The following is a 22,389-nucleotide window of genomic DNA, read 5'->3' on the forward strand; positions in this document are numbered from 1 at the left end:
ATTAGCATGGCTGGAATAACAAACAGTATGTAATAATTATTGATTCCAGCACATGTTGAAAGATGATGTTACCATTTCTGTTATACAGGTTTAACCAATGTGTTATACTCCTTGTGAAAGTATGCACATTCCTATCCAGAGACGATTGTAGCAGATTTATCCGCAGGAAAAAAGCGAAAAAAATCCTCTTTGTAGATTACAAAGAGGAGAAGCTTCCCATCAATTTAAATTTGTCGTATCGATCCTGTATCAGTTGTTCACGGGTCATGCCTTCCAGCTGTTTCAATCCTTCGAGCAGCTGTGATTTGATCAGGACAGATTGCTCTGCAAGCGCGCGATGCGCACCGCCGAATGGCTCAGGAATAATCGCATCAATGATGCCCAGCTCCTGCAGATCCGGTGCGGTAATTTTCATAGTTTCAGCCGCACGCATCGCCAAGCTTGCATCCTTCCACAAGAGGGCAGCTGCGCCTTCCGGGGAAATTACGGAGTATGTAGAGTTCTCCAGCATATAAATGCGGTTCCCTACACTGATCGCCAATGCTCCACCGCTTCCGCCTTCGCCGATCACTACGCAAAGGATCGGAACGCCAAATCCCGCCATCTCCCGGAGATTGCGCGCAATCGCTTCGCTTTGCCCGCGCTCTTCCGCCGCTTTCCCCGGATAAGCCCCTGCGGTGTTGATGAAGCAAATGATCGGTCTGCCAAACTTATCGGCCTGCTGCATGAGGCGCAGCGCTTTGCGGTAGCCTTCCGGATGCGGCGAACCGAAGTTGCGAAGAATATTGTCTTTCGTATCCTTCCCCTTCTGATGGCCGATGATCGTCACCGGCCGGCCATCCAGCTTGGCAATCCCGCCGACAATCGCTTGGTCATCTCCATACAGGCGATCCCCATGCATTTCCATGAAGTCGGTGAAAATCTGCCCGACATATTCCAAGGTAGTAGGCCGCTCAGGATGCCGCGCGATCTGGACGCGCTGCCATGGCGTCAAATTGCCATAGATCTGCTGTGCCAAATCTTTTGCTTTCTGCTCCAGTCTGGCAACCTCGTCCGAAAAATCAATGCCTTTCTCCTCGGTGAAGCGACGGAGTTCCTTGATTTTATCATGCAGTTCGACGAGCGGTTTTTCAAAGGAAAGATCTCCTGCCATACTTACACTCCCTCCTGAACGGTATGCATCTCTACCAGCTTACCGAGCGTATCGCGCAGATCTTTGCGCGGCACAATCATATCAAGCTGTCCATGCTTCAAGAGGAATTCCGCAGTTTGGAAATCTTTCGGCAGTTCCTGACGAATGGTTTGTTCAATGATACGACGTCCCGCGAAGCCAATCAAAGCGCCCGGCTCAGCGATATTGTAATCGCCAAGCGATGCGAAGCTGGCAGATACCCCGCCTGTTGTCGGGTTGGTCATGACCGAAATAAAGAGCAGGCGTTCCTCTGCCATCTTGGCCAGCGCTGCACTTGTTTTGGCCATCTGCATCAAGCTCAGCGCCCCTTCTTGCATACGGGCACCGCCCGATGCGGAGAAAAGAATGAACGGCAGCTTTCGTTCGATCGCTCGCTCGATGGCACGAGTAATTTTTTCCCCGACGACGGAGCCCATGCTGCCCATGCGAAAACGGGAATCCATGACGCCGAGGACGATCCGATTTCCCAAGAGCTTTCCTTCTCCGGTGATGATCGCCTCCCGAAGCGAAGTCGCCTCTGTATCCTTCTCCAGCTTCTCCAGGTACCCCGGGAAGCCCAAAGGATTGGCCGCTACCAGATCGGCATCGAATTCCTCCGTGAGCACGCCGTCATCCAATAGGCTTTGAATGCGCTCCGGGGCGGACATGGTAAAATGATGCCCGCAGCCTTTGCAGACACGCAGGTTTTTCTCGAGATCCTTGGAATAGTGGATGGTTCCGCAATGGGAACATTTATTCATAAGTCCTTCGGGAACTTCTTTCTGTTCAACGGTTGGTACCCGTCCCAGATTTTGCGTAGGGACGGTGGCAAATTTGCGTTTTTTGCCAAAAAGATCTTTAAGCACAGTAACACCTCACATTTTTTTCAGTGAAGGATGGTGCTGAGTACCTCTTGGACTTCGTGGACCTCGCCTTCTGGCACTAGAATTTCGTATTGCTTCGAAACTCTTGCCTCACGAACCTTCACAAGAAACCCTTCATCTGTCAAACGTTGCTGAATGCGCTCGGCGATTTTGGAACTTGGAGCGATATAAATAACCGTCCACATGAGGCCTGTTTCCTCCTTACTAACACCCTGGCAAAATATAATCTGCATCATCATATCACAGCATTTGTGGACGTCGCAAACCAGCGCCATTTATGGGCATCGGACGGTTCTTTAGCGGGCTTCACATTTGCTATAGCCTGCTGTTTTCCAAGTGATCCCGCATCCGCTGCACAGCGACTTCTTCATCGCCGCCCCGGATCGCTTCCAGGATAAGCCGATGTTCTTCAATGGCGTTTCGCGCTCTTCCTTCTCTTGCCAACGATTCACTCCGCGTGTTTTGGCTGTATTCCACCAACGGGACCCAGATGCGGTGCAGAATGGAGTTGCGGCTGGAACGGCAGATGACCCGGTGAAAATGATAATCCTCTTCGGTCGGGATTTCGCCTTCTTCAATGCGTTCCACTGACGCAGCCAATAAGCGTTCCATCTCCTCAAAATGCTTCTGGGTAGCACGCTTGCATGCCAGTCTTACCGCTTCAAGTTCCAGGATCTTTCGCATTTCTACGAGATCTTTTTTCGTCTTGTAATCGCGCAAAATAAAAAAGCCTAAAATATCAATTAAACGATTATGCCGATAATGTTTTAAAAAAGTGCCTTCTCCACGTCTTGTTTCAATCAAGCCGAGTAGTTCAAGTGCACGTAAGGCTTCGCGGACAGAAGAGCGCCCCGCTCCCAGCTGCTCCGACAGCTCACGCTCCGACGGCAGCTTATCTCCAGGCCGCAAATTGCGTTCCTGGACGATCTCATGAATTTGCAGCAGGATGCCCTCGTAGACTTTGCGATCTTGTGCAGAATCAAGCAAGCTCCATTCTCCCCTCTGGCGACTTAGCCTTGAACTACTGAGGCGGAGACAGATGAATCTCTACCCCCGCCGCATGACATTATACAGATTGCATCGAAAATGCGGAAAGACGCGATGTCTTTTCCTTTACTTCTTCCGGATCGACAGTCTTGCGGGCAACACCGGTTTCCATCGCCGCTTTGGCTACTGCTGCGGCCACATGTGGAGCGACGCGCGGGTCAAATGGAGCCGGGATCACTTTATCTGCAGACAGCTCTTCCGGGCTGATCAGGTCTGCAATCGCGTAGACCGCAGCCAGCTTCATTTCTTCGTTGATATTCGTTGCGTAAGTTTCCAGCGCTCCGCGGAAAATGCCCGGGAAAGCCAGTACGTTGTTCACTTGGTTCGGGAAGTCAGAACGACCAGTACCTACTACAGCAGCACCTGCTTCTTTGGCCAGATCCGGCATGATTTCCGGCGTTGGGTTCGCCATGGCAAAAATGATCGCATCTTTATTCATCGAACGGACCATTTCTGGTGTAACCGCACCGGCAACCGATACGCCGATGAACACGTCTGCACCCTTCATCGCATCAGCAAGGTCGCCTTGGAGCTTCTGGCGGTTGGTGATCGCGGCCATTTGTTCCTTGACCTTGTTCATGCCGAAAGGACGACCCTCATATACTATGCCTTTTGTATCGCACATAATGACATCTTTTACACCCATGGACAACAGCAGCTTGATGATAGCGATACCGGCAGCACCGGCGCCATTGGCTACGACACGAATGTCTTCAAGCTTTTTGCCCACCACGCGCAGCGCATTGATCAGCCCTGCAGCAGATACGATTGCCGTACCATGCTGGTCATCATGGAAGACCGGGATATTCGTTTCTTTTTTCAAGCGCTCTTCGATTTCGAAGCAAGCAGGTGCAGCGATATCCTCCAGATTGACACCGCCAAAGGTCGGTTCCAGAAGCTTCACCGTTTCCACGATTTTATCCACATCAGTGGTATTCAGGCAGATCGGAAATGCGTCTACGCCTGCAAACGCCTTAAACAGCACCGCTTTCCCTTCCATGACCGGCATTGCGGCAGCAGGACCGATGTTGCCCAGACCCAAAACGGCTGTACCGTCACTGACTACGGCAACGAGGTTCCCTTTCATGGTGTACTCATATACTTTCGACGGATCATCGAAAATCTCCTTGCAAGGTTCAGCCACTCCAGGTGAGTACGCAAGGCTCAAGTCGCGTGCATTCCGCACCGGCACTTTTGAAACCGCGGACAATTTCCCCTGATGTTTTTTGTGTAATTCCAGAGCTTCTTCTCGTAAATTGGACAACTCAACCACTCCATTCTCACCCATGTGTTGAAACCGATGCTCAGTGGTCAGACCACTTTGTAAACTATGTTCCCATTATAGCAAAATCGTCCAATCTGTAAACATGCAGAAAAATACAAAAAAGAGAGGACAAACATCATCCTCCCCAGTTTATCGGCATTTCTTTCTGAATTACGCTGTCATGCCCCACAATTGCTCGCACTTGCTCCAAAAATGGCTCGTCTGCCTCGACGCGAATGCTGTCCGGCAAGCGGATCGACTGCTTCCTTCCTTCATAATAAAGGACCACGGGAATCGTTCCTCTTTTTTCGACAAGCTTTTGCTGGAGGGTCGCGAGTGTCGAATCGCGCTCCTGCTGCGGTGAAATTTTTATGAACAAAAAGGGTTCGGTCTCCGGCTTCGGCAATGCGGTCAAATCCCAAAAGCGCGAGGACAGGATCTTCAAGGCGTCATCTTGCTGGTCCAAACGGCCTTCCAGCACGATCAGCCGCTCCTTTTCCAGCAGCTCCCCGAATTTGGCGAACACCTGTGGAAAGACGACCACCTCTACCTGCGAAGTCTTGTCTTCGATGGTCAAAAACGCCATCGGATCGCCCTTTTTCGTTTGAATCCGCTTCAGGTCAATGATCATTCCGATGACTTTGACGGTCTTGTCCTTGCCCAGCTCTCCGAGAGCCCCTATCGCATACACGCCGGGTCGATTCATCGCAAACGAATATTGATCGAGCGGGTGACCGGATAAATAGGCACCCAGCAGGTCTCTTTCCTCGCGCAGCTGCTGTACGCTCGTGAATGGGGGGACCTCCGGATACTGGACCGGACTGGTGTCCGCCACTTCTTTTCCTTCCATCGCAAACAGATTGAGCTGAGCTCCTTCGCGCTCCTCGCGCCGGACATTGGCTTTCCCCATGATTTCATCCAGCATGATCAGTTTCTGGGCGCGATGGCCGGGAAGTGAATCCGTAGCTCCTGCCAGGATGAGCGATTCGATGACGCGACGGTTCACCAGACGCGTGTCCATTCGGGTACAGAAGTCAAGCAGGTCTTTATAGGGAGCACGGGCTCTTTCCTTGACGATCCACTCAATGGCCCCATAGCCGACATTTTTGATGGCAGCCAACCCAAAGCGGATCGCTTCTTTTTCCACCGTAAAGGCCGCTTCGCTCGCATTCACATCCGGAGGCAGGACGGCTAGCCGCAGTCTCCGGGCCTCCTCGACGTACTCGGCAATTTTCCCTTGGCTGCCGATCGACATGGAGAGCAGCGAAGCCATGAAAGCCAGCGGATGGTTGGCCTTCAGATACGCCATCTGGTACGCGATCACGGCATAGGCGACCGAGTGCGCCTTGTTGAAGCCATAATCGGCAAAGCGAACGATCAGGTCGTACACTTCATTCGCCAGCTTGTCATCATAGCCTTGGCGGATGCTGCCCACGACAAATTTGGCGCGCTGCTCCGCCAGCAGCTCCCGCTTTTTCTTGCCCACAGCGCGGCGCAGAATATCCGCCTCTCCGAGGGAGAAGCCCGCCATTTTGGAGGAAATCTGCATGATCTGCTCCTGATAGATCATGAAGCCGTAAGTTTCGCGCAAAATGGGCTCCAGATCGGGATGCGGGTAGCCTATCTTGCTGACACCATGCTTGGCCTGGATGTACTGCGGGATGATTTCCATCGGGCCTGGACGATACAGCGCCAGCACCGCGATGATATCGTCCAGATTCCCCGGCTTTAATTCGCGCAGGACGTTGCGCATCCCGGCCGACTCGAGCTGGAAGACACCCGTCGTCTCGCCTCGGCTAAGCATGCGAAACGTCTTTTCGTCTTCCGCTGGCAGTTGGTCGAGGGAAATCGTAATGCCCTGATGCTCAATGTGACGGAGCGCCTCCTGGATAATCGTCAGGTTGCGCAAACCGAGAAAGTCCATTTTGAGCAGACCGACCTGCTCCAGCACATCCATCGGGTACTGCGTCAGGGCCAAGCCTTCGTTCCCGCTCTGCAGCGGCACGTATTCGGTGAGCGGATCACGGGAAATGACGACACCCGCGGCATGGGTGGAGGCATGTCTCGGCAAGCCTTCCAATCCTTTGGCGATTTCGATCAACTGTGCGATTTTCTGATTTTCGGCACAAAGCTTGGCAATCTCGGGATTTTGCTGCATCGCATAGTCGATGGTCATCCCGACAAAAGAAGGAATCATCTTGGCAACCTTGTCGATCTGGCCGAGCGAGATCCCGAGCGCCCTGCCCACATCCCGTACGGCTGCGCGCGCGGCAAGCGTACCGAATGTAATGATTTGTGCGACCCGATCGCGTCCATATTTATTGGCCACATACTGGATGACCTCATCCCGGCGCTCCACGGAGAAGTCGATATCGATATCCGGCATGGTGACGCGCTCCGGATTGAGAAACCGTTCAAACAGCAGATTGAATTTCAGCGGATCCACATTGGTGATTTTCAGCGCATAGGCAACCAGACTGCCTGCCGCAGACCCCCGGCCCGGCCCGGTTGGGATGCCTTGCTCATGGGCATAGCGCATGAAATCCCAGACGATCAAGAAGTAATCGGTAAACCCTGTTTTCGTAATGATAGACAGCTCGTGATCCAGCCGCTGCCGGATCTCCTCGGTGATTTCCCCGTACCGCTCCACACAGCCTTGCTCACAAAGCTTGCGCAGATAGAGCACGGGATCCCTCGTCGGCGGCACCGGAAAGCGTGGCAAAATATGCTGATCAAACGCAAGCTCCAGCTCGCAGCGCTCGGCAATGGCGGCGGTGTTGCTTATGGCCTCGGGCGCAAAGGCAAACAGCTGTGCCATCTCGTCGGCACTCTTGAGGTAATATTCCTCCCCCTCATAGCGAAAACGCGACTCTTCATCCACGGCCTTCCCCTCGCCGATCGCCAGCAGCACATCCTGCAGCTTGGCCTCATGCTTCTCGACGTAATGAACGTTATTGGTGGCCACCAACGGAATCCCTGTCTCCAGATGCAAACGCGCCAACCGCTGATTCAGCCTCCGCTCGATTTCCAGGCCGTGATCCTGCAGCTCGAGGAAAAAGGAGCCTCGCCCAAAGACTTGCTGGTACCAGAGAGCCGCATTTTTTGCCGCCTCTGTCTGGCCGGCCAAAAGCAGGGAAGAGACCTCGCCCTTGCTGCAGCCGCTAAGCGCGATCAGACCCTCGCTATGCTTTTGCAGGATATCTTTGCTGATTCGCGGCAGCAGATGGTAGCCTTCCATATGGGCAAACGAGCTGATGCGCAGCAAATTGCGGTAGCCACGTTCATTTTCAGCCAGCAAAATCAGATGAAACGGCGGCGGAGCTTGTCTGGACCGATCCGCCAGATCGCCTTGCGCAATGTATACCTCAAGCCCGATAATCGGCTTGATCCCGGCCTTCTTGCAAGCCTGATAAAACGGAATGGCTCCGTATAAATTGACATGATCCGTCATGGCCAACGCCGGCATCCCCAGCGTGACGGCTTTTGCTACCAGCTTGTCGATTCGCGCGGTGGAATCCAGCAAGCTGTATTCAGTATGTACGTGCAGATGGATAAAGGAAGTGTCCATGCTTCCCCTCCTCCCAGTAGATAGTCCCCTATATAGCCGGCTTGAAGCTTTCTTTTATTATAGCATTGTTTACGAAAATGCGAACATACAATCGGCCGAATTTGCGTTGTGCCTGTTTCTCCTGTAGGATGAGAAGATGGAGAAGCTTATTGGAGGATGATGGTACGATGTGGTCCGCTTTTTATATGACAGGAGTGCTGGCGTCGTTGGTCGGAAGTGTCTATTTCAGCATCAGTGCCCGCAGACGCGAATTGCATCCCTTGGCCGCCAGAATGACGCTTGGCAAGATGAATATGTCTTTAGGCATTTTGCTCTTGTTGTTCGGGATCAACCAATATACGTTTGAACCGTTAACAACCGTCCGAGTCATTGTCGGTCTGCTGTTTTTGCTGGTCGGTCTTTTCAATTTCATTCAGGGTACACGCAATTTTTTGACGAATCGCCGGGAATGGAATGCCTTCCAAAACAAAGAAAGCTAGAAATCAGCTGCAAGTTTTAGCCGATTTCCAGCGTTTCCCTAAGCAGGAAGGAGAACATTCTTACCGAAAAAAGGAATAGGACAACCTTTTTTCTCCTATTTCGTCTCCTTCCCCCGGCCACGACGACCGGGGTTATTTTTTACCTGTATTGCCAGACGTTTGCGATAGCGATGATTGCCGATCTGCGCTATACTCTCTTTGTGACGTTCTATTGCTTCAGACAACCGGGCTGTGCCTGCGGTTGTCCTTTTTATTTTCCCCACAATTCCGGCGGGTTCATTTCATAGATGCCATTTTCCCGATACATATACTGATTCATGATAAATTCACGGCGAATGGTAGCATAATCCTCGTGAAACGTTTTGATGTATTCATTAAGTTCCTTTTCCGGATACTTTTTCCCCATCGAGAGCCCTTTTACCATATGTTCAAAGACAATCAGCTTCTTCTTACGCTGGGCCGGAATGGATTTGAGCTTTCCGTCCAAGGTAAAGAAATTTTGGATGACTGCTGCCTTTTCCGCTTCCTGTGTGCGCATGATCTCGTTCTCCTCCTGCTCCTCGGATATCCCCTGCTGGAACACTACGTCCAAAATCGCAGTCACATCCCGCTTCAAATGGTTGGCATGCAAATGAAAATAAATCGTATTTTTGTCCCTGCGCTCGTAGATCAGTCCCAGCTCGCGGAGCTTATCCATGTGATGGGAAATGGTTGGCGGAGTGACGCCAAGCTTTCCAGCCAACGCTTGGCCGTGGAGAGGCCCATTGGCCAGTAAAGCGAGGATGCGAATCCGCGTCGGATCCCCTAATGTTTTGTGGAAATTCACTAGGCGCTGTAATTGCAATTTAAAACCTCCTTTCCATCAGATACAAAATTGATAATGATCTAATTAGATAATTATCAAATCAGCAGACCTCTGTCAACTCCCCAGAGCTCCTTTTCGGAAACTTTCCTTTCATTTGTACGTATGTAAGGGCATCTGGACAAGCGAGGTGCGGTGTATTGCGTATCGAGAAAACAAAAATCAAGACCTCAAAAGGGATGCTGGAATATCACGTATGCGGAACGGGCACACCAGGCATCGTTTTGATCAACGGTGGCTCCGGGCCGATAGAAGGGTGGATGAAAATATTGCCCGACCTTTCGGAAATATCCTCCGTTTTTTCTTATAATCGTTTTGGTGTTGCCGATAGTGATAAACCCAAAGAACCCCAAGATGGAAACACGATCATTGAAGCCCTGCGCGAGGCGTTGACACTCGTCGGTTTTGCGCCTCCTTATTTATTGGTCGGTCACTCTTTAGGAGGATTATATGCAAATTTATATGCGCGCCTTTATCCAGACGAATTAGCCGGAATCGTCTTTTTGGAATCCAGCCATCCGGATGATATCCACCTTCATGAATATCAAGGCAAGTTTGTCAAAGCATTGAACAAGTTATTGTCTCTATTTGATCTCTTGCATCCCCACAAAAAATTCAGCGAAGTTCATTTTGTCAAAAATACGGTCGAACAGATCGATCAAATCGAGTTTTTCCCCGGAATCCCTGTATGGGTCGTGACTGGCGGCAAAGAGAATCGCCTCATGCCTGCGGAAGCTCGTAAAAAACGAAGGGACAATCAATTGAAGCTGCTTTCCTTGTCAAATGGCAGCAAACACATTACCGCTCACAATAGCGGCCATTTCCCCCAATTATCCGAGCCCCAAACGGTCGTTGATGCGATCCGTGAATGTCTAAAGCAAATCAAGCTTACAGCGCATACAAACGACACCACTGACGAGGAGCGCGAATAGAAAGGGCAACCATGAACCTTCCATAATCGCTTCGTTTCCATTACGATTTCTTCCTCATGAGATTTGGGAGTGTGGCTTTGCTCGGCAGGCGGCCCGACAGCCTTGACCGCGCTGCTGCAAACCGTGCCGGAGTGGCTGACCTGTGTGGCTGCCTACTATCCACTGATGGATATGTACGGGCTTGCAAGCGAGCTCCCCGATTTGTCTCCCGAGACCGTCCGCCAGTATTCTGCCATGAATCACCTGAAAAGCAATCCAGCAAACGTACCGCCTATGCTCGTGGTAAAGGCAGGCTTGGATCGTCCCTTCTTCAACGACTCCATCGATCGTTTCATGCAAGAAGCCACGAACCAACGCATCCCGGTAGAGCTGGTTACCCATCCAGATGGCCAGCATGCGTTTGATCTTTTTAACGACGATGAGGTTAGCCGAAAAATCATCAGGAACACGCTGTCGTTTTTCAAGCTCCATTTGGAAACTGCACCTGCAGGGAAATGAATTCATGCTCCTTGGGATAAACTAACAAAAAAACCACGGAGCCTAAACATGCATATCGCAATTATTCTCTGGTCTTTATTTGCCGCGTGGCGATGGGGCGATTGGAAAAACTGGAAAAAATATCACGCAACGATGCTTTTCTATCCATTTGCGAATTTGGTATACGGGTTACTGGTGAATGATCCTGATTTTTATCTCTGGCGGTACCATGGCCATATTCTCCTGAGTGAAGAAACAGCTGATCTGTTTTATTCCATCATTACATTCCCCGCAGTCACGCTTGTTTTCTTATCCAATTACCCGGCAAACCGATTCAAACAATTTCTCCATATTACGAAGTATGTCGCCATTTATGCGGTGTTGGAATTCATTGCTCATCACATAGGCGCCATCTCTTACGCCAATCATTGGAATTTTTTGTGGTCCATCTGGTTTAATTTCATTTCCTTTTCTGTGATTCGGCTCCATTACAAAAAGCCGTTGTTGGCCTACACGATCTCCGTGCTGATTACTTCCTATTTACTGTGGCATTTCGGAGTGCCGCTCAAAGATCAGGAATAATGGAACCCCACAGCGAAAAAAGGCAGCTGGTCACCAAAGACCTGCTGCCTAAATGATTTCAACATGACGAGACGTGTTTTCCATTGTCTTGTCTGATGAACGATGTGCGGCTTTCCCCAAAAATGCGCTCCCGCTTCATAGGACTCTTGATTTATTGATGGACGGCACTCGGATCCATGTACAAGATTTCCCACATATGCCCATCGAGATCATGAAAGCTCCACGCATACATGAAACCGCCCTGGTCCATCGGCTCATTCGCAGGCTTTCCACCCGCTTCGAGCGCCTTGTTGACGATCTCGTCTACTTTTTCACGGCTTTCCGCCGACAATGCCACGATGACTTCCGAGCTATCGGCCGTATCGGTGACTTGCCGTTTGCTGAATCCTTGGAAGAATGGTTCCACCAGCAGCATCACATAGATATTCTCACTAACCACCATGCACGCCGCATTATCATCAGTAAACTGCGGATTAAAGGCAAAGCCGATGCTGGAGAAGAACTCCATCGATTTCTTCAAATCTTTTACCGGTAAATTGACAAAAATATTGCTCGCTGTCAGAGCCATCATTGATCACCTCGTTTTGATTTATCCTCATGGTAGCATGAAAGGTCTGAGGTGATTTCTTCTCGATTGCGATAAGTTCGTACTACTCACATTTCGGGAGTGGGCCCGCTGTTCACCGTGCGCCTTTTCCACTCCACCCGGATAATCGATCCCAAAATAATGATCAGGACTACCAGTTGTGGAATGATTACTTCCCAGCTCTGGTATACGCCCAGCGCCGATATCTCCGGAACTACCCCCGTGGCATGCGCAGGAAGTACACCCGATACTTGCAACGCATGGATGCCCACGCCCAAAAACTTAAAGGCCATGTAATACATCAACAGGCCCGCCACGCGGAAAAAGAGGGTAATCGGAATCCGCGCGCTTGCTTTCAATACAGCAAAGGCGATGACCACCAGGGTGAGGACAGCAGTCCCAATCCCCAGCAGCAAATCCATCGGGTCAATCGTCGGTGCCATCCCCAAGTAGAAAATGATGGTTTCCGCCCCTTCGCGCATGACCGTCAAGAAAGCCGTAATCGAAAGCGACCACAATGCTCCCTTTGCCAACGAAGCTCCGATCGTACGCTCTACAAAACGATTCCAGCTTTTCATATTGGATTTTCCGTGCAGCCATGCCCCTACCGTGACCATAAAGATCACCGCGATCAGGCTGGAAATCCCCTCGACCATCTCACGTGAGCTTCCCGTCGAAAGATTGGACAGATATACGGTGAGCACCAGAGCCATCGCGATGGAAACCACGATCCCCATGGCCGCTCCAGACCAGATCCATTTCCGCTTATCTTCGTTTCCGGAACGCTTCAGCATCGCCAGCAGAGCCGCAACGATCAAGATCGCCTCCAAGCCTTCGCGGAACAATATCGCGAATGCATCCCATACCGTATACGCCGATGCTTCGGCATAGGGAGAAAGCGTCTGGATCAGCAGATCGGCAGTTTCGCTTGCTTTCGCATAATCCGGCGCCGCAGAAAGCATGAGGCTGGACAGGGTGATCATGTAATTTTCAATATCACGATACGCTTGCGGAGAACGGGTGGAAACCTCTCCTTCCACCTCCGGCCAAGAGGAAACGAATGTCTCCATTTTGGCATAGGCGGCAGCAGCTTGCTTTTGCTGGATATCCGCCCGGACTTGCTCCACCAGTGCGATCAGTCCGGCAATGGAATTTACCGCAGCCCCGTTTTCCGCAGAATCCGGTGCGGTTGTCCTGCCAGCGGCATAGTCCTCCAAAATGGTAATCAGATCTTGCAATTTCGTCGTCGCCTGCTGCTGATTCGGCGTCTCTGTATTTAGCGCAATGCGCGCGCCGCTGAGCTTCACTTCAATCCGGCCATACAGCTTGGAATCTTCCTTGCGAATCGCCGTTTCGGCTTTTCCCCAAGCGGCAACGAATTGGTTGTACGACTTTTTCGCTGCGTCCCAGTCAGCGGCTTGAACAGAAGTCATTGTTTCTTTCAGAATCGGCAGGAGTGCCGTTTGAATCTTTTCATGGATTTGCGCCGCCATCTGATCTTGATCGCCAGCCGAAATGTACGTATCCGTTGCCTTGGCAAGTGCGGATATGGCTGCATAAGCGCGCTTTGGATCGCTTTCAGCTGTCCCTAGAGCGGCTTCTGCTTCCTGCAAGGCTGCTGTGAAGGCTTTGGCTTCATTTCCTTCCTCTTTCTGCAGCGAAAGGGAGGCCTGCTGTAACCCCGCGATTGCTTTACGGACGTTTTCCCAGTCCGCGTCTCCCGCACTGATCAAGGCATCACTGGAAAAGGAGATCAGCTGCTTGTGCACGGCGGCCTTGTCTTCATTGGCGCTCGCTGAGAAAGGAAAAACGGAAAGCATGAGCATAGCGACGGTACAGAGAATGATACCGATCCGTTTCATGTTCAACCTAGTCTCTTTACAGTAACGTATCGCCAATATAACCGCCCTCTTTCACGCCTGGCAGGCAAGCGTAGATGCCGCTGCCCACATGCTCTATATATTCATTTAACCGGTCGAGCTCCGCCAACTTGGTTTGCATCGGGATAAACTGCTGCAGCGGATCCCGGTTAAAACAGATAAACAGAAGCCCTGCATCCAGCTGTCCGGTTTTCAGATCAATCCCATTGGAATACGAATAGCCGCGACGATGGATTTTGACCTTGCCCCCCATACTGGCTATAGCCATATGGGAATCGGCCGGAATCACAGGCTTTCCATTTTTATCCAGCTTGGTATAATCTGCAGGGTCAAACTCGCCTGTTGCTCCAAGTGGTGCGCCGGAGTCGCGGTATCGCCCAAATGTAGCCTCTTGCTCGCCGAGCGCCGTGCGATCCCACACTTCGATTCGCATCCGGATTCGGCGGACGACCATATAGCTGCCTTGATCCATCCACGGTGCACCGTCTTCCGCCTGCGCCCACACAATCTGCTTGGCGGTCTCTTCATCCGCCACGTTGGGATTGTTCGTGCCGTCCTTAAAGCCGAGCAAATTGCGCGGAGTTGCCCCTTTTGGATCCGCTGCTCCTGCCCGCTGAAAGCCTTGCTGCAGCCATCTCAGCACCGCTTTGCCGCGGGCAATGCGGGCCAAATTGCGCAGTGCATGGAACGCTACCTGTTGATCATTCGCACAGACCTGTACGATGATATCGCCGTGTGACCATTCCTCTACCAGCTCATCACGTTTGAACGCAGGTATGTCTACGAGTTTGGACGGTCGTTTGCTGGCAAGACCGAAGCGATCGTCAAAAAAGGACGGACCGACCCCAAAGGTGATGGTTGTCGACATCGGCTGCAGTCCGATCGTTTCCCCGGTATCGACTGGCGGCACAAGCGCATTGTTGCTTTCCTCGCCGACACCTTCCCCCTTGGCAAGTCTTGCAGAAGCAGCTGTCCAGTCCTGAAACAGTTTTCTGACCTCCGCAATGTCCGTCACCGTCAAATCAAACGCACCCATGCAGACAAAATCCTGCATGGGTGTGACGATACCAGCTTGATGACGACCGTAGAAAGGGATGATCCCATTCGCATTTGTCAGCATGGAAGCGGCTGGTTTGTTGTTGTCAACGATATCGAATCCTTTCATCACGCCGGCGCCCAGGAATAATCCCAAGCCACCGACGGCCCCCATTTTCAACAGCTCGCGTCTGCTGATGGCGGACTTGTCTGCTCGGTCGTTTGCTTCCTGCTTCATTTCATCATCCCTCCACAACGGTACCGATCTGGGACAGAGGCTCGGCTAAGGCATCGATCGCCTGGCTCAATTTTTTCACTTCATCTTCTTTCAAATCTGTGTAGAGAACATAGCCGCTGTCTTTGCGGTAAGGCTGAAGCGTCGCATCCAGCTCTTTAAAGCGCTTGTCGATTTCGGCAGCAAGCTCTTTATTCTTCGCCTCTACGGTTGGCTGCAGCACTTTGAAGATTTCATAAGCACCTTCTACGTTTGCCGCAAAATCATACAAATCCGTGTGGGAATAGCGCTCTTCCTCACCTGTCACTTTGCTGGAGGAAACCTCATTCAGCAATTCCACGGCACCGGTCACGAGCATCGGAGCATCGATTTCTACCCCTTCAACCTTCACACGAAGCATTTTCACATCCTGCAGCAATTGATCCGCTACCGGTGCCATGCCATCCAAAGATTTATCCTGCCACAATGCTTTCTCCAAGCGGTGGAAACCTTTCCACTCATTCGCAGGTACGTCGCCTTCGCGGGCATCGATCCATGGGTCAAAATCCCCTAGCGATTCGGCGATCGGTTCAATACGCTCAAAATACATCCGCGATGGAGCATAGAGAGCTTTGGCTTTTTCCATATCGTTCGCTTTGATCGCATCGACAAATGCCTGTGTATCTTTTACGAACTGATCGGTTTGCGCGATCACAAATTGATGGTATGCTTTGACAGCATCTTGGAACTGCTCTGAATCGGTTGTATTCGCCGCTTGCGGCTGCTCGGCTTGCTGTCCGGCTGTCGCAGTCGCAGGCGCATCGGTTGTCTGGTTAGCTGGTGCACTCGCGTTGTTTCCGCAAGCAGAAACGAGCAATGCCATTCCCAGGATTGGTGCTGTGAGGCTGATTCGTGGGTTTAACAAGGAAATCTCCCCTTATATAAATGATAATGATTATCATGACCATTTCAAATGATAGCCGTTATCACACTATTCGTCAACTCTAATCGTAACTTTTTTCGTTTCTTTTCGTAAATGGTAATGACTGGTGCATTACAGTTACTAGGAGGGGGCTCACTATGAATCCGTTTTTGCTCATTCTCATATTGGGTGGCGGTCTCATCGGTCTTGCGTATTGCCTGCGTGGTTCGGTCAGCTTGCGGGCGAGGGATAAATTTGCCTCCAAGGACTTTTCGGGTGATGCGTACTATGGGCAGACGATGAGTACGATGCATAACGATCAGCATGGTGGATTCTAAACCGTCCGAGTAAAAAGTTAGGCTCCGCCACTGGATAGGGCGGAGCCTTTTTTCAATCTAGTCTTTTTTTGGTTCTCTTACTTTCACAAATTCCCCAGTGAATGCATCGACATAACCGGCTTGCGTATATTCGGACTCATATACCAGAATTGGCTTCGGAGCCTTGTAACCGAAGAATTCAGGATAAATATACATGAGCTTCAGCGGTTGAGCCTTCAAGTAGGCTTTCGCCGCTTTTTTCTCGGACGCGACATTTTCGTTATCCGGGAGGTCGACATCATCCTCTAAATTATAGCCGAAACCTTCTATTTCCCCCGTTGTTGCGTTTACTCGAACAGAGAAACGGTCGTTCTCAACCGCTACTCCTTGATGAGTGGCATAAAAGGAGAAACGGTAGGTATGCTCAGGCTCGATTTCTTCTTCGATTTCTTCAATGATATCCTTGTCCACCCATGACGGGAACTTTGGTGTTTCCACTGGGAGGTATACGTTACGCAGCTGCACTTCTTTTATATCGGTGTCGATGAATCTCTCCACAAAGGTGGTTGCATACTCCAATGCTTGTTCCTCTGAAAGTTTTGGCTTAGGCGCATCTTCTCGGTGCCAAACATAGAAATCAATAACCTCTCCGGTTTTCGCATCTACTCCGAGCTCAATTTCCCGATCATCATCATCCGAGTTAGATTCCCAGTTATAGTAGATTTCATCTTCTTCATCGTCTTCATCGTACATTTCAAACTTGCTCATATCGATGCCAAAAGCGTTCTTTAGCAGCTGTTCTGCAGCCTCACGGTTAGGAGCGTACATTTTCTCTCCTTTTGGAGTGAGCGAGAACATTTTCCCTTCATTTTTGCTCTCTTCCCACAGATCTAAATCTTTCGGAATTCCGCCCTTCGCCGCATCCATTGGACCTGCGTAGCGAGGCTCGTATTTCAATACGGGCTTGGTTTTATAGTCGCGATCATCATCGTCATCGTCATCGTCGTCATCCGCTGGATACTCGATGATCTCTGATTTATTGTATAGCAGTTCCATGTCCATCAGGTCGGTATACTTTTCATCTGCTTCCTTTTCAGACAATGCATTATTGGGCTTTGGAAAGCTGGAATCCTTGATTTTGGAAGGGTTTGCATTTCTGAAATACACGATGTTTCCTTCACTGTCCACATGAATGGAAATATGTGCACCCCGTAGCGGAATGCCATTTACGAAACGCTCATAAATGAACATCCTGGATCCTTCGAAATCTTCTTCCTCTTCCTCTTCTACATCCGCGATGACTTTATATTTTTTTGCATCCGTAGTCATAATCTTTGCTAAAAAATCGTCTGCCTTCTTCTTGGCATCATCATAGTCGGGAAGTTCTCCCTCTTCCTCGTCTCTCGTATGGTAACGATAGCTTGACAGCGCACCCGTTTCTGCATTCACCTCAATGTCTGCATATGCGGCTTCATCACCCTTTTTGCCATTATCCAGCTCGAACTCCCATGTCTCCGGCTGGTATTCATCTCCTTCATTTATGTAAGCGCTGCTCACTTCGAAATCTTTCAACTCGGGCAACTGCTTGATGATCTTTTGCAGGACTTGTTTCATTTCCGCCGGAAGCTTTTTGATCGCCTTTGCTTTGACTTTTCCTTTTCCCTTTTCCAAAGCTTTCTCTTTTGCTTCCTGAGCCTCTTCCAGCTTCTTCAGCCACGCCTCTTTGTTGGACAATCTGTCCTCGTGGTCTTTTGGTTTTGCCGCCCACGCCGGAGTCGCTGAAAGCAAGCTAACAGCTACAGCAGTAAGTGCAGCTTTTTTCCAAATCTTCATTCGGATTTCCTCCTTTTTCCTATAGCACACAATCAAATATAGCAACATTTTGAAATATTTTCCATAGTTTTCCCAATAAAAAAAGACACCTTTGTGAAGTTGACTCCACGATGGCATCTTTTAATCGATTATCGCTCAAGTATTTGTGCGGTCACCATGGCTTTCCCCACCATGACCTCATCATGATAGACGGATACTTCGACTTTTCCTACACGTCTGCTGATATCCAATAAACGCGGGACTACTTCGATCCGGCTTTCCATTTGCACCGGTTTCAAAAAGTAGACCGTAATGTTTTCCGGCATCATGTCGCCTCTCCGATGCTGCCGGAGCAGGTTGCAAGCCGCCTCGACCATGACGGTGGTCAAAATGCCGCTTGCCACCGTTCCCAGATGATTCGTCATTTGCGGGGAAACCTCGCCGTAATAGGATAGCGTGTCTCCCTCTTTTTCCTCGCGAAAATGATTCATGATCAAATTCGGGAAGGTCTCACCCGTCTGCGGCTGCTTCTGAATATACTGCAGAGCTTTTAGCACATCCTGGCGACTGAGCACGCCGACCAGCTTTTTGTAATTGTCCACGACGGGCAGCAGCTCGATCCCTTCCCACACCATCGTATGGGCACAGGAGGCAACCGATACGCGCGGAGAGGTCGTGATCGGATTTTTCGACATCGCCTTTTCAATGGTCACGGTTGGCTCATGGCCGATGATGTCTTTCGACGTAATGATGCCGACCAGCCGCATTTGCTCGTCTACTACCGTAAAGCGTGTTTCCCGATACCATTCCGTGTATTGATGCCACTTGGCGATCGGATCCCATGGATGGAGCAGAGGCGTTTCCGCCAAAGGCTTGAGAATGTCCTCTACCATGACGATCTCTTTTTTGATCAAACGGTCGTATATCGCGCGGTTGATCAAAGCCGCGACCGTAAATGTATCGTAGCTAGATGAGATGATCGGCAGGGCGAGCTGGTCCGCCAACGCTTTTACCTCATCGCTGGTATCGAATCCCCCCGTGACGAGGACCGCTGCCCCTTGCTGCAAGGAAAGCTTGTGCGCCTGATCGCGGTTCCCGACAATCAGCAGGCTGCCCGCTTCCACATAGCGCATCATCGCTTCCAGCTTCATCGCACCGATTACAAATTTGTTCAACGTTTTATGTAAGCCTTCTTTCCCGCCCAGCACGTGTCCATCCACGATATTGACAACCTCGGCAAAGGTCAGGCGCTCGATGTTTTCCTTCTGTTTCTTTTCAATCCGCACGGTTCCGACGCGTTCGATGGTGCTGACGTATCCCTGGGTTTCCGCTTCCTTAATGGCTCGGTAAGCGGTACCTTCGCTTACTTCCAGATCTTTGGCTATCTGCCTGACAGATATTTTCGTCCCCACAGGGAGGCGGTCGATATATTGTAAAATTTGTTCGTGTTTAGTCGCCATCCGTCTTCCCCCTCCTCCGACAAATATAACTGAACAGGAAGCAAAAAAAAAGAGCAGCTTTCTTCAGCTGCACTGGCAATTATATTACATTAAGGGGGTTTTCATCGTGCTTTTATCTTACCCCGGAAATGTTACAGGAATATTACAACGCAATTACAGTTTCTTTTCATTTATATGGAAAAGTGGAGGCTGTCCGTTACCACAACCATCCAATCAGCCCCTGGACCGCTCCAATGATGCCGCCAAGAATAAAGCCCAGCACCGTGATCATCCGGAATTCTTTGCCGGATATCCCGACAATCATTTCCTCTACCCGCTCCAATGGGAAGGATTCCACCTGCCGCGTCACAATTTCTGTGATCGACAGCTTGGCGAAAAGCGTTTCCACATTTTGCTGGAGCAGTGTTACCGCCCATCTTGTTACACGTGGGATCAGTTCCTGCACAATGCTCTCCCGCCATTTCGCAAACCAATAGGCAGGCGGTTGGTCCAGCCATTCCAGCGACTTTTCCTCCATTCGTTGAAACAACGCTTCCGACCATTCATCGATTTGCGCCTCTCCGATCAACGAGACGACCTCATGCAACGGCTTTTGCAGCAGCTTGTCCACTTCCTGATGCAAAAAGGCTGACAGGCGCTGGGCCAACTCCGGGCTCTGCAGGATATCTTCGAGGTATGGCAGAATTTTGGCGACCATTTTGTCATCACCGAGAAACATACCCATCAGACCGCCAAACATGCCACCTCCCCCGCCGAGCAAGCCGCGGATCATTTGCTGCACATCCCTTTGCCCTTCGGAAGAGCGTAAATAATCAGCGAAGCGCTCGAGTATCATGCGTCCGAGTGAATCGACCGATGCCTGCAGACGGTCTTTCGCTCCCTCGGAGATGAGACTCGCAATCGTTCGCTCGCCATGGCGATGAAGCAGCGTCTGGATGCCGTCCTTCCATTTTTGCCGGACGGGCTGCCGGATCTGTTCACTCCAGCCCCCTTCATCCGTAAACCATCCCGGAATCCACGATTGGATTTGCTCTTTGAGACTGCGATCGCCAGCCAGCCATTTTTCGAACAGACTTGTCAGCCAGTTCTGCAGCATCGCTTCTGCTCCAGATTGGGCAATCGCCTTTTTTACGCCTTCTACCGTGAGCAGATGATGCTCCACCAACCGGCCCATTTGCACCCCGATTTCGTCTCTTCGCCGCGGGATCAACCCTGGGGTAAAAGGTACGCGAAAACTCCCGATCATCCATGGTTTATAGGGGCGGAAAAGCATGCGGATGGCAAGCTCGTTTGTGACTCCGCCTATTACCGAACCGATTGCTATATTTACTAGCATTAATGCCCAGTCGTTCAATGCAAACACCTCTCTATCAAGGAACCAAAGTTATTAGGCACTCATAAAATAGACTAACCTAACGCCCACGGGAAGGGGATATTCATGTTACAGGTCCGTACCACTGTCCGAGCGTTGGAACCGACTTCTGCAGAAACTGACCTCTATCTTCCCAAAAGCGTATGCCGCAAATTAAAGATTCCGCTGACTGCACTGACCATTCAATTCGGCAGCATACAGGCAACGGGGCAAGTAAAAGAGTTCGAACGCTCCTCAACCACTGTGATTCGCCCATCTCTCGCTCGTACCTTGCGCATTCCTACGGGCATACCTCTTCAGCTGCGGTATGAAGCGAATCTGCGCCGCCTTGTATTTGGGCCGTTGATCGGCATCCTCATTTCCAGATTTTCGCAAAACGCGCGAAATCCATATGGAACCTTTACACCTTTTCTCAATGAAATTGCTGATATTTGTCGGCAGCGGGGAGGGGTAGCCGTCGCCTTTCGGATGCAGGACGTCAACTGGGAAACAGAGACCGTCCGTGGCTTGATCCGGAGAAATGGCTTGTGGCATACAGCCACACTCCCATTGCCCCAATGTATCTACAACCGAATTGGGAACCGCAAATCCGAGAAAGCCGAAGAATTGGAAACATTGATTACACGGTGCAAAGAACGGCAGATTCCGTTTTTTAACGAACATTTTTTAAACAAATGGCATGTCCATCGCGCATTACAGGCAGTGCCGGAAGCAACGCCCTATCTGCCCAAAACGGTACGCTATCATGCTCATCAAGACCTCGTTGAGATGGTTGGCAGCTTTCCTTCCGTCTATGCCAAGCCGACCAACGGAAGCATGGGCAAGGGGATTTATCAGATTCGCACATCCTCCGCCGGATACAAGCTGACACGTCCCACTCCAGAAGGCACAGCGACCCAGACCTTTCGCGACGTCATGTCGCTGCATCGCGCCTTGCAAAAACAGACCAAAGGAAAAGCATATCTGCTGCAGCAAGGGCTTTCGCTGATCGGACGCAACGGAAAACCGACCGACTTTCGCGTTCTCGTACAAAAAGACAGACGCGGAAAATGGAGTGTCAGCTCGCTGGTTGCCCGGCTTGGTCAAAACAAAGTGGTCTCCAATATAGCCCGCGGCGGCTCGATGATCTCTCCCCGTCAAGCCCTGCTCATTTGCGGTCCCCGGTTAGGGGGTTCCACCAGTGTGGAGGAGATCAAGCAGGTGGCGCAACGGCTCGCGACCATGCTGGAGGACAGTATTCAAGGCCACTATGCGGAATTCGGTGTGGATCTTGGCGTTGACACACGCGGCCGTATTTGGCTGCTGGAGGTAAACAGCAAGCCTTCCAAATCCACGTCTTCCGTACAGCAGCCAGATGTGGACGGCGAAGAAGGAGAGCCACAACCCTCCTTACGCCGCAAGCCACGGCCATCGGTCGTCCGCATGCTTGATTATGCTGCTTACTTGAGTGGATTTCCACTTCCAAGCAATGAGAAAAAGAAAGTCAAAGTCGCAAAAAAGAGAAAACGCAAACGCAGGTGACTTC

Annotated in this window: 20 protein-coding genes; 6 read left to right on the forward strand and 14 right to left on the reverse strand. The window is 50.8% G+C overall.

Features of this window, described 5'->3' with window-relative positions:
- Positions 1 to 196: 196 nt before the first annotated feature.
- The 6 genes from accA to EIZ37_RS18835 form a co-directional block, all read right to left on the reverse strand.
- Positions 197 to 1,153 carry an acetyl-CoA carboxylase carboxyl transferase subunit alpha gene (gene accA, locus EIZ37_RS18810; protein WP_134686325.1) on the reverse strand — a complete coding sequence of 319 codons (957 nt, stop codon included), beginning with the start codon at positions 1,151 to 1,153 and terminating at the stop codon, positions 197 to 199.
- A gap of 2 nt (positions 1,154 to 1,155) precedes the next feature.
- A complete protein-coding gene (accD, locus tag EIZ37_RS18815; protein ID WP_134686326.1) occupies positions 1,156 to 2,037 on the reverse strand; it encodes an acetyl-CoA carboxylase, carboxyltransferase subunit beta in 882 nt (293 codons plus the stop codon).
- Between the two features lie 20 nt (positions 2,038 to 2,057).
- Positions 2,058 to 2,240, reverse strand: a complete 183-nt coding sequence (locus EIZ37_RS18820) for a glutamate decarboxylase (RefSeq protein ID WP_134686327.1) — start codon at positions 2,238 to 2,240, stop codon at positions 2,058 to 2,060.
- Positions 2,241 to 2,370: 130 nt separating this feature from the next.
- A complete protein-coding gene (locus EIZ37_RS18825) occupies positions 2,371 to 3,042 on the reverse strand; it encodes a FadR/GntR family transcriptional regulator (protein WP_134686328.1) in 672 nt (223 codons plus the stop codon).
- Between the two features lie 79 nt (positions 3,043 to 3,121).
- Complete coding sequence (locus EIZ37_RS18830; protein ID WP_134686329.1) at positions 3,122 to 4,366, reverse strand: NAD(P)-dependent malic enzyme; 1,245 nt, start codon at positions 4,364 to 4,366, stop codon at positions 3,122 to 3,124.
- 136 nt (positions 4,367 to 4,502) lie between these two features.
- Positions 4,503 to 7,934 (reverse strand): DNA polymerase III subunit alpha, encoded by a 3,432-nt coding sequence (locus tag EIZ37_RS18835; RefSeq protein WP_134686330.1) that lies wholly within the window; start codon positions 7,932 to 7,934, stop codon positions 4,503 to 4,505.
- A 167-nt stretch (positions 7,935 to 8,101) separates the two neighbouring features.
- Here EIZ37_RS18835 and EIZ37_RS18840 point away from each other — a divergent pair, with 167 nt between their 5' ends.
- Positions 8,102 to 8,413 (forward strand): YtpI family protein, encoded by a 312-nt coding sequence (locus EIZ37_RS18840; protein ID WP_134686331.1) that lies wholly within the window; start codon positions 8,102 to 8,104, stop codon positions 8,411 to 8,413.
- Positions 8,414 to 8,663: 250 nt separating this feature from the next.
- Here the strand turns inward: EIZ37_RS18840 and EIZ37_RS18845 are convergent, their stop codons facing one another.
- Positions 8,664 to 9,257, reverse strand: a complete 594-nt coding sequence (locus EIZ37_RS18845; protein ID WP_134686332.1) for a DUF2087 domain-containing protein — start codon at positions 9,255 to 9,257, stop codon at positions 8,664 to 8,666.
- A 158-nt stretch (positions 9,258 to 9,415) separates the two neighbouring features.
- On the opposite strand from EIZ37_RS18845, the gene EIZ37_RS18850 reads away from it, so the two are divergent.
- The 3 genes from EIZ37_RS18850 (at position 9,416) to EIZ37_RS18860 (ending at position 11,266) form a co-directional block, all read left to right on the forward strand.
- Positions 9,416 to 10,207, forward strand: coding sequence for an alpha/beta fold hydrolase (locus EIZ37_RS18850; RefSeq protein WP_134686333.1), 792 nt, complete (start codon positions 9,416 to 9,418; stop codon positions 10,205 to 10,207).
- Between the two features lie 69 nt (positions 10,208 to 10,276).
- The gene (locus EIZ37_RS18855) at positions 10,277 to 10,705 is read left to right on the forward strand and encodes an alpha/beta hydrolase (protein ID WP_167568990.1); all 429 of its coding nucleotides are present in this window, start codon (positions 10,277 to 10,279) and stop codon (positions 10,703 to 10,705) included.
- 48 nt (positions 10,706 to 10,753) lie between these two features.
- Positions 10,754 to 11,266, forward strand: coding sequence for a CBO0543 family protein (locus tag EIZ37_RS18860; protein ID WP_134686335.1), 513 nt, complete (start codon positions 10,754 to 10,756; stop codon positions 11,264 to 11,266).
- A 151-nt stretch (positions 11,267 to 11,417) separates the two neighbouring features.
- Here EIZ37_RS18860 and EIZ37_RS18865 read toward each other — a convergent pair whose 3' ends face one another.
- The 4 genes from EIZ37_RS18865 to efeO all read right to left on the reverse strand — a co-directional run bounded on the left by EIZ37_RS18865 (position 11,418) and on the right by efeO (position 15,864).
- Complete coding sequence (locus tag EIZ37_RS18865; protein WP_134686395.1) at positions 11,418 to 11,834, reverse strand: VOC family protein; 417 nt, start codon at positions 11,832 to 11,834, stop codon at positions 11,418 to 11,420.
- 86 nt (positions 11,835 to 11,920) lie between these two features.
- Positions 11,921 to 13,714, reverse strand: coding sequence for an FTR1 family iron permease (locus tag EIZ37_RS18870; protein ID WP_134686336.1), 1,794 nt, complete (start codon positions 13,712 to 13,714; stop codon positions 11,921 to 11,923).
- Between the two features lie 16 nt (positions 13,715 to 13,730).
- Positions 13,731 to 15,005, reverse strand: a complete 1,275-nt coding sequence (gene efeB / locus EIZ37_RS18875; protein WP_134686337.1) for an iron uptake transporter deferrochelatase/peroxidase subunit — start codon at positions 15,003 to 15,005, stop codon at positions 13,731 to 13,733.
- Between the two features lie 4 nt (positions 15,006 to 15,009).
- Complete coding sequence (gene efeO, locus EIZ37_RS18880) at positions 15,010 to 15,864, reverse strand: iron uptake system protein EfeO (protein ID WP_134686396.1); 855 nt, start codon at positions 15,862 to 15,864, stop codon at positions 15,010 to 15,012.
- A gap of 197 nt (positions 15,865 to 16,061) precedes the next feature.
- Between efeO and EIZ37_RS18885 the strand changes: the two genes are divergently transcribed.
- Positions 16,062 to 16,241 (forward strand): hypothetical protein, encoded by a 180-nt coding sequence (locus EIZ37_RS18885; RefSeq protein WP_134686338.1) that lies wholly within the window; start codon positions 16,062 to 16,064, stop codon positions 16,239 to 16,241.
- A 57-nt stretch (positions 16,242 to 16,298) separates the two neighbouring features.
- Here EIZ37_RS18885 and EIZ37_RS18890 read toward each other — a convergent pair whose 3' ends face one another.
- From EIZ37_RS18890 to EIZ37_RS18900, 3 genes are all read right to left on the reverse strand, one after another.
- Positions 16,299 to 18,053, reverse strand: a complete 1,755-nt coding sequence (locus EIZ37_RS18890; protein ID WP_134686339.1) for a YcdB/YcdC domain-containing protein — start codon at positions 18,051 to 18,053, stop codon at positions 16,299 to 16,301.
- Between the two features lie 128 nt (positions 18,054 to 18,181).
- Positions 18,182 to 19,492, reverse strand: coding sequence for a DRTGG domain-containing protein (locus EIZ37_RS18895; RefSeq protein WP_134686340.1), 1,311 nt, complete (start codon positions 19,490 to 19,492; stop codon positions 18,182 to 18,184).
- A 196-nt stretch (positions 19,493 to 19,688) separates the two neighbouring features.
- On the reverse strand, positions 19,689 to 20,855 hold the full coding sequence (locus tag EIZ37_RS18900; protein WP_407921154.1) for a DUF445 domain-containing protein: 1,167 nt from the start codon (positions 20,853 to 20,855) through the stop codon (positions 19,689 to 19,691).
- 75 nt (positions 20,856 to 20,930) lie between these two features.
- On the opposite strand from EIZ37_RS18900, the gene EIZ37_RS18905 reads away from it, so the two are divergent.
- Positions 20,931 to 22,385, forward strand: a complete 1,455-nt coding sequence (locus EIZ37_RS18905; protein WP_134686342.1) for a YheC/YheD family endospore coat-associated protein — start codon at positions 20,931 to 20,933, stop codon at positions 22,383 to 22,385.
- The last annotated feature ends 4 nt before the right edge of the window (positions 22,386 to 22,389 follow it).

The sequence above is a fragment of the Brevibacillus migulae genome, assembly GCF_004521915.1.
GTDB classification, from domain to species: Bacteria; Bacillota; Bacilli; order Brevibacillales; family Brevibacillaceae; genus Brevibacillus_F; species Brevibacillus_F migulae.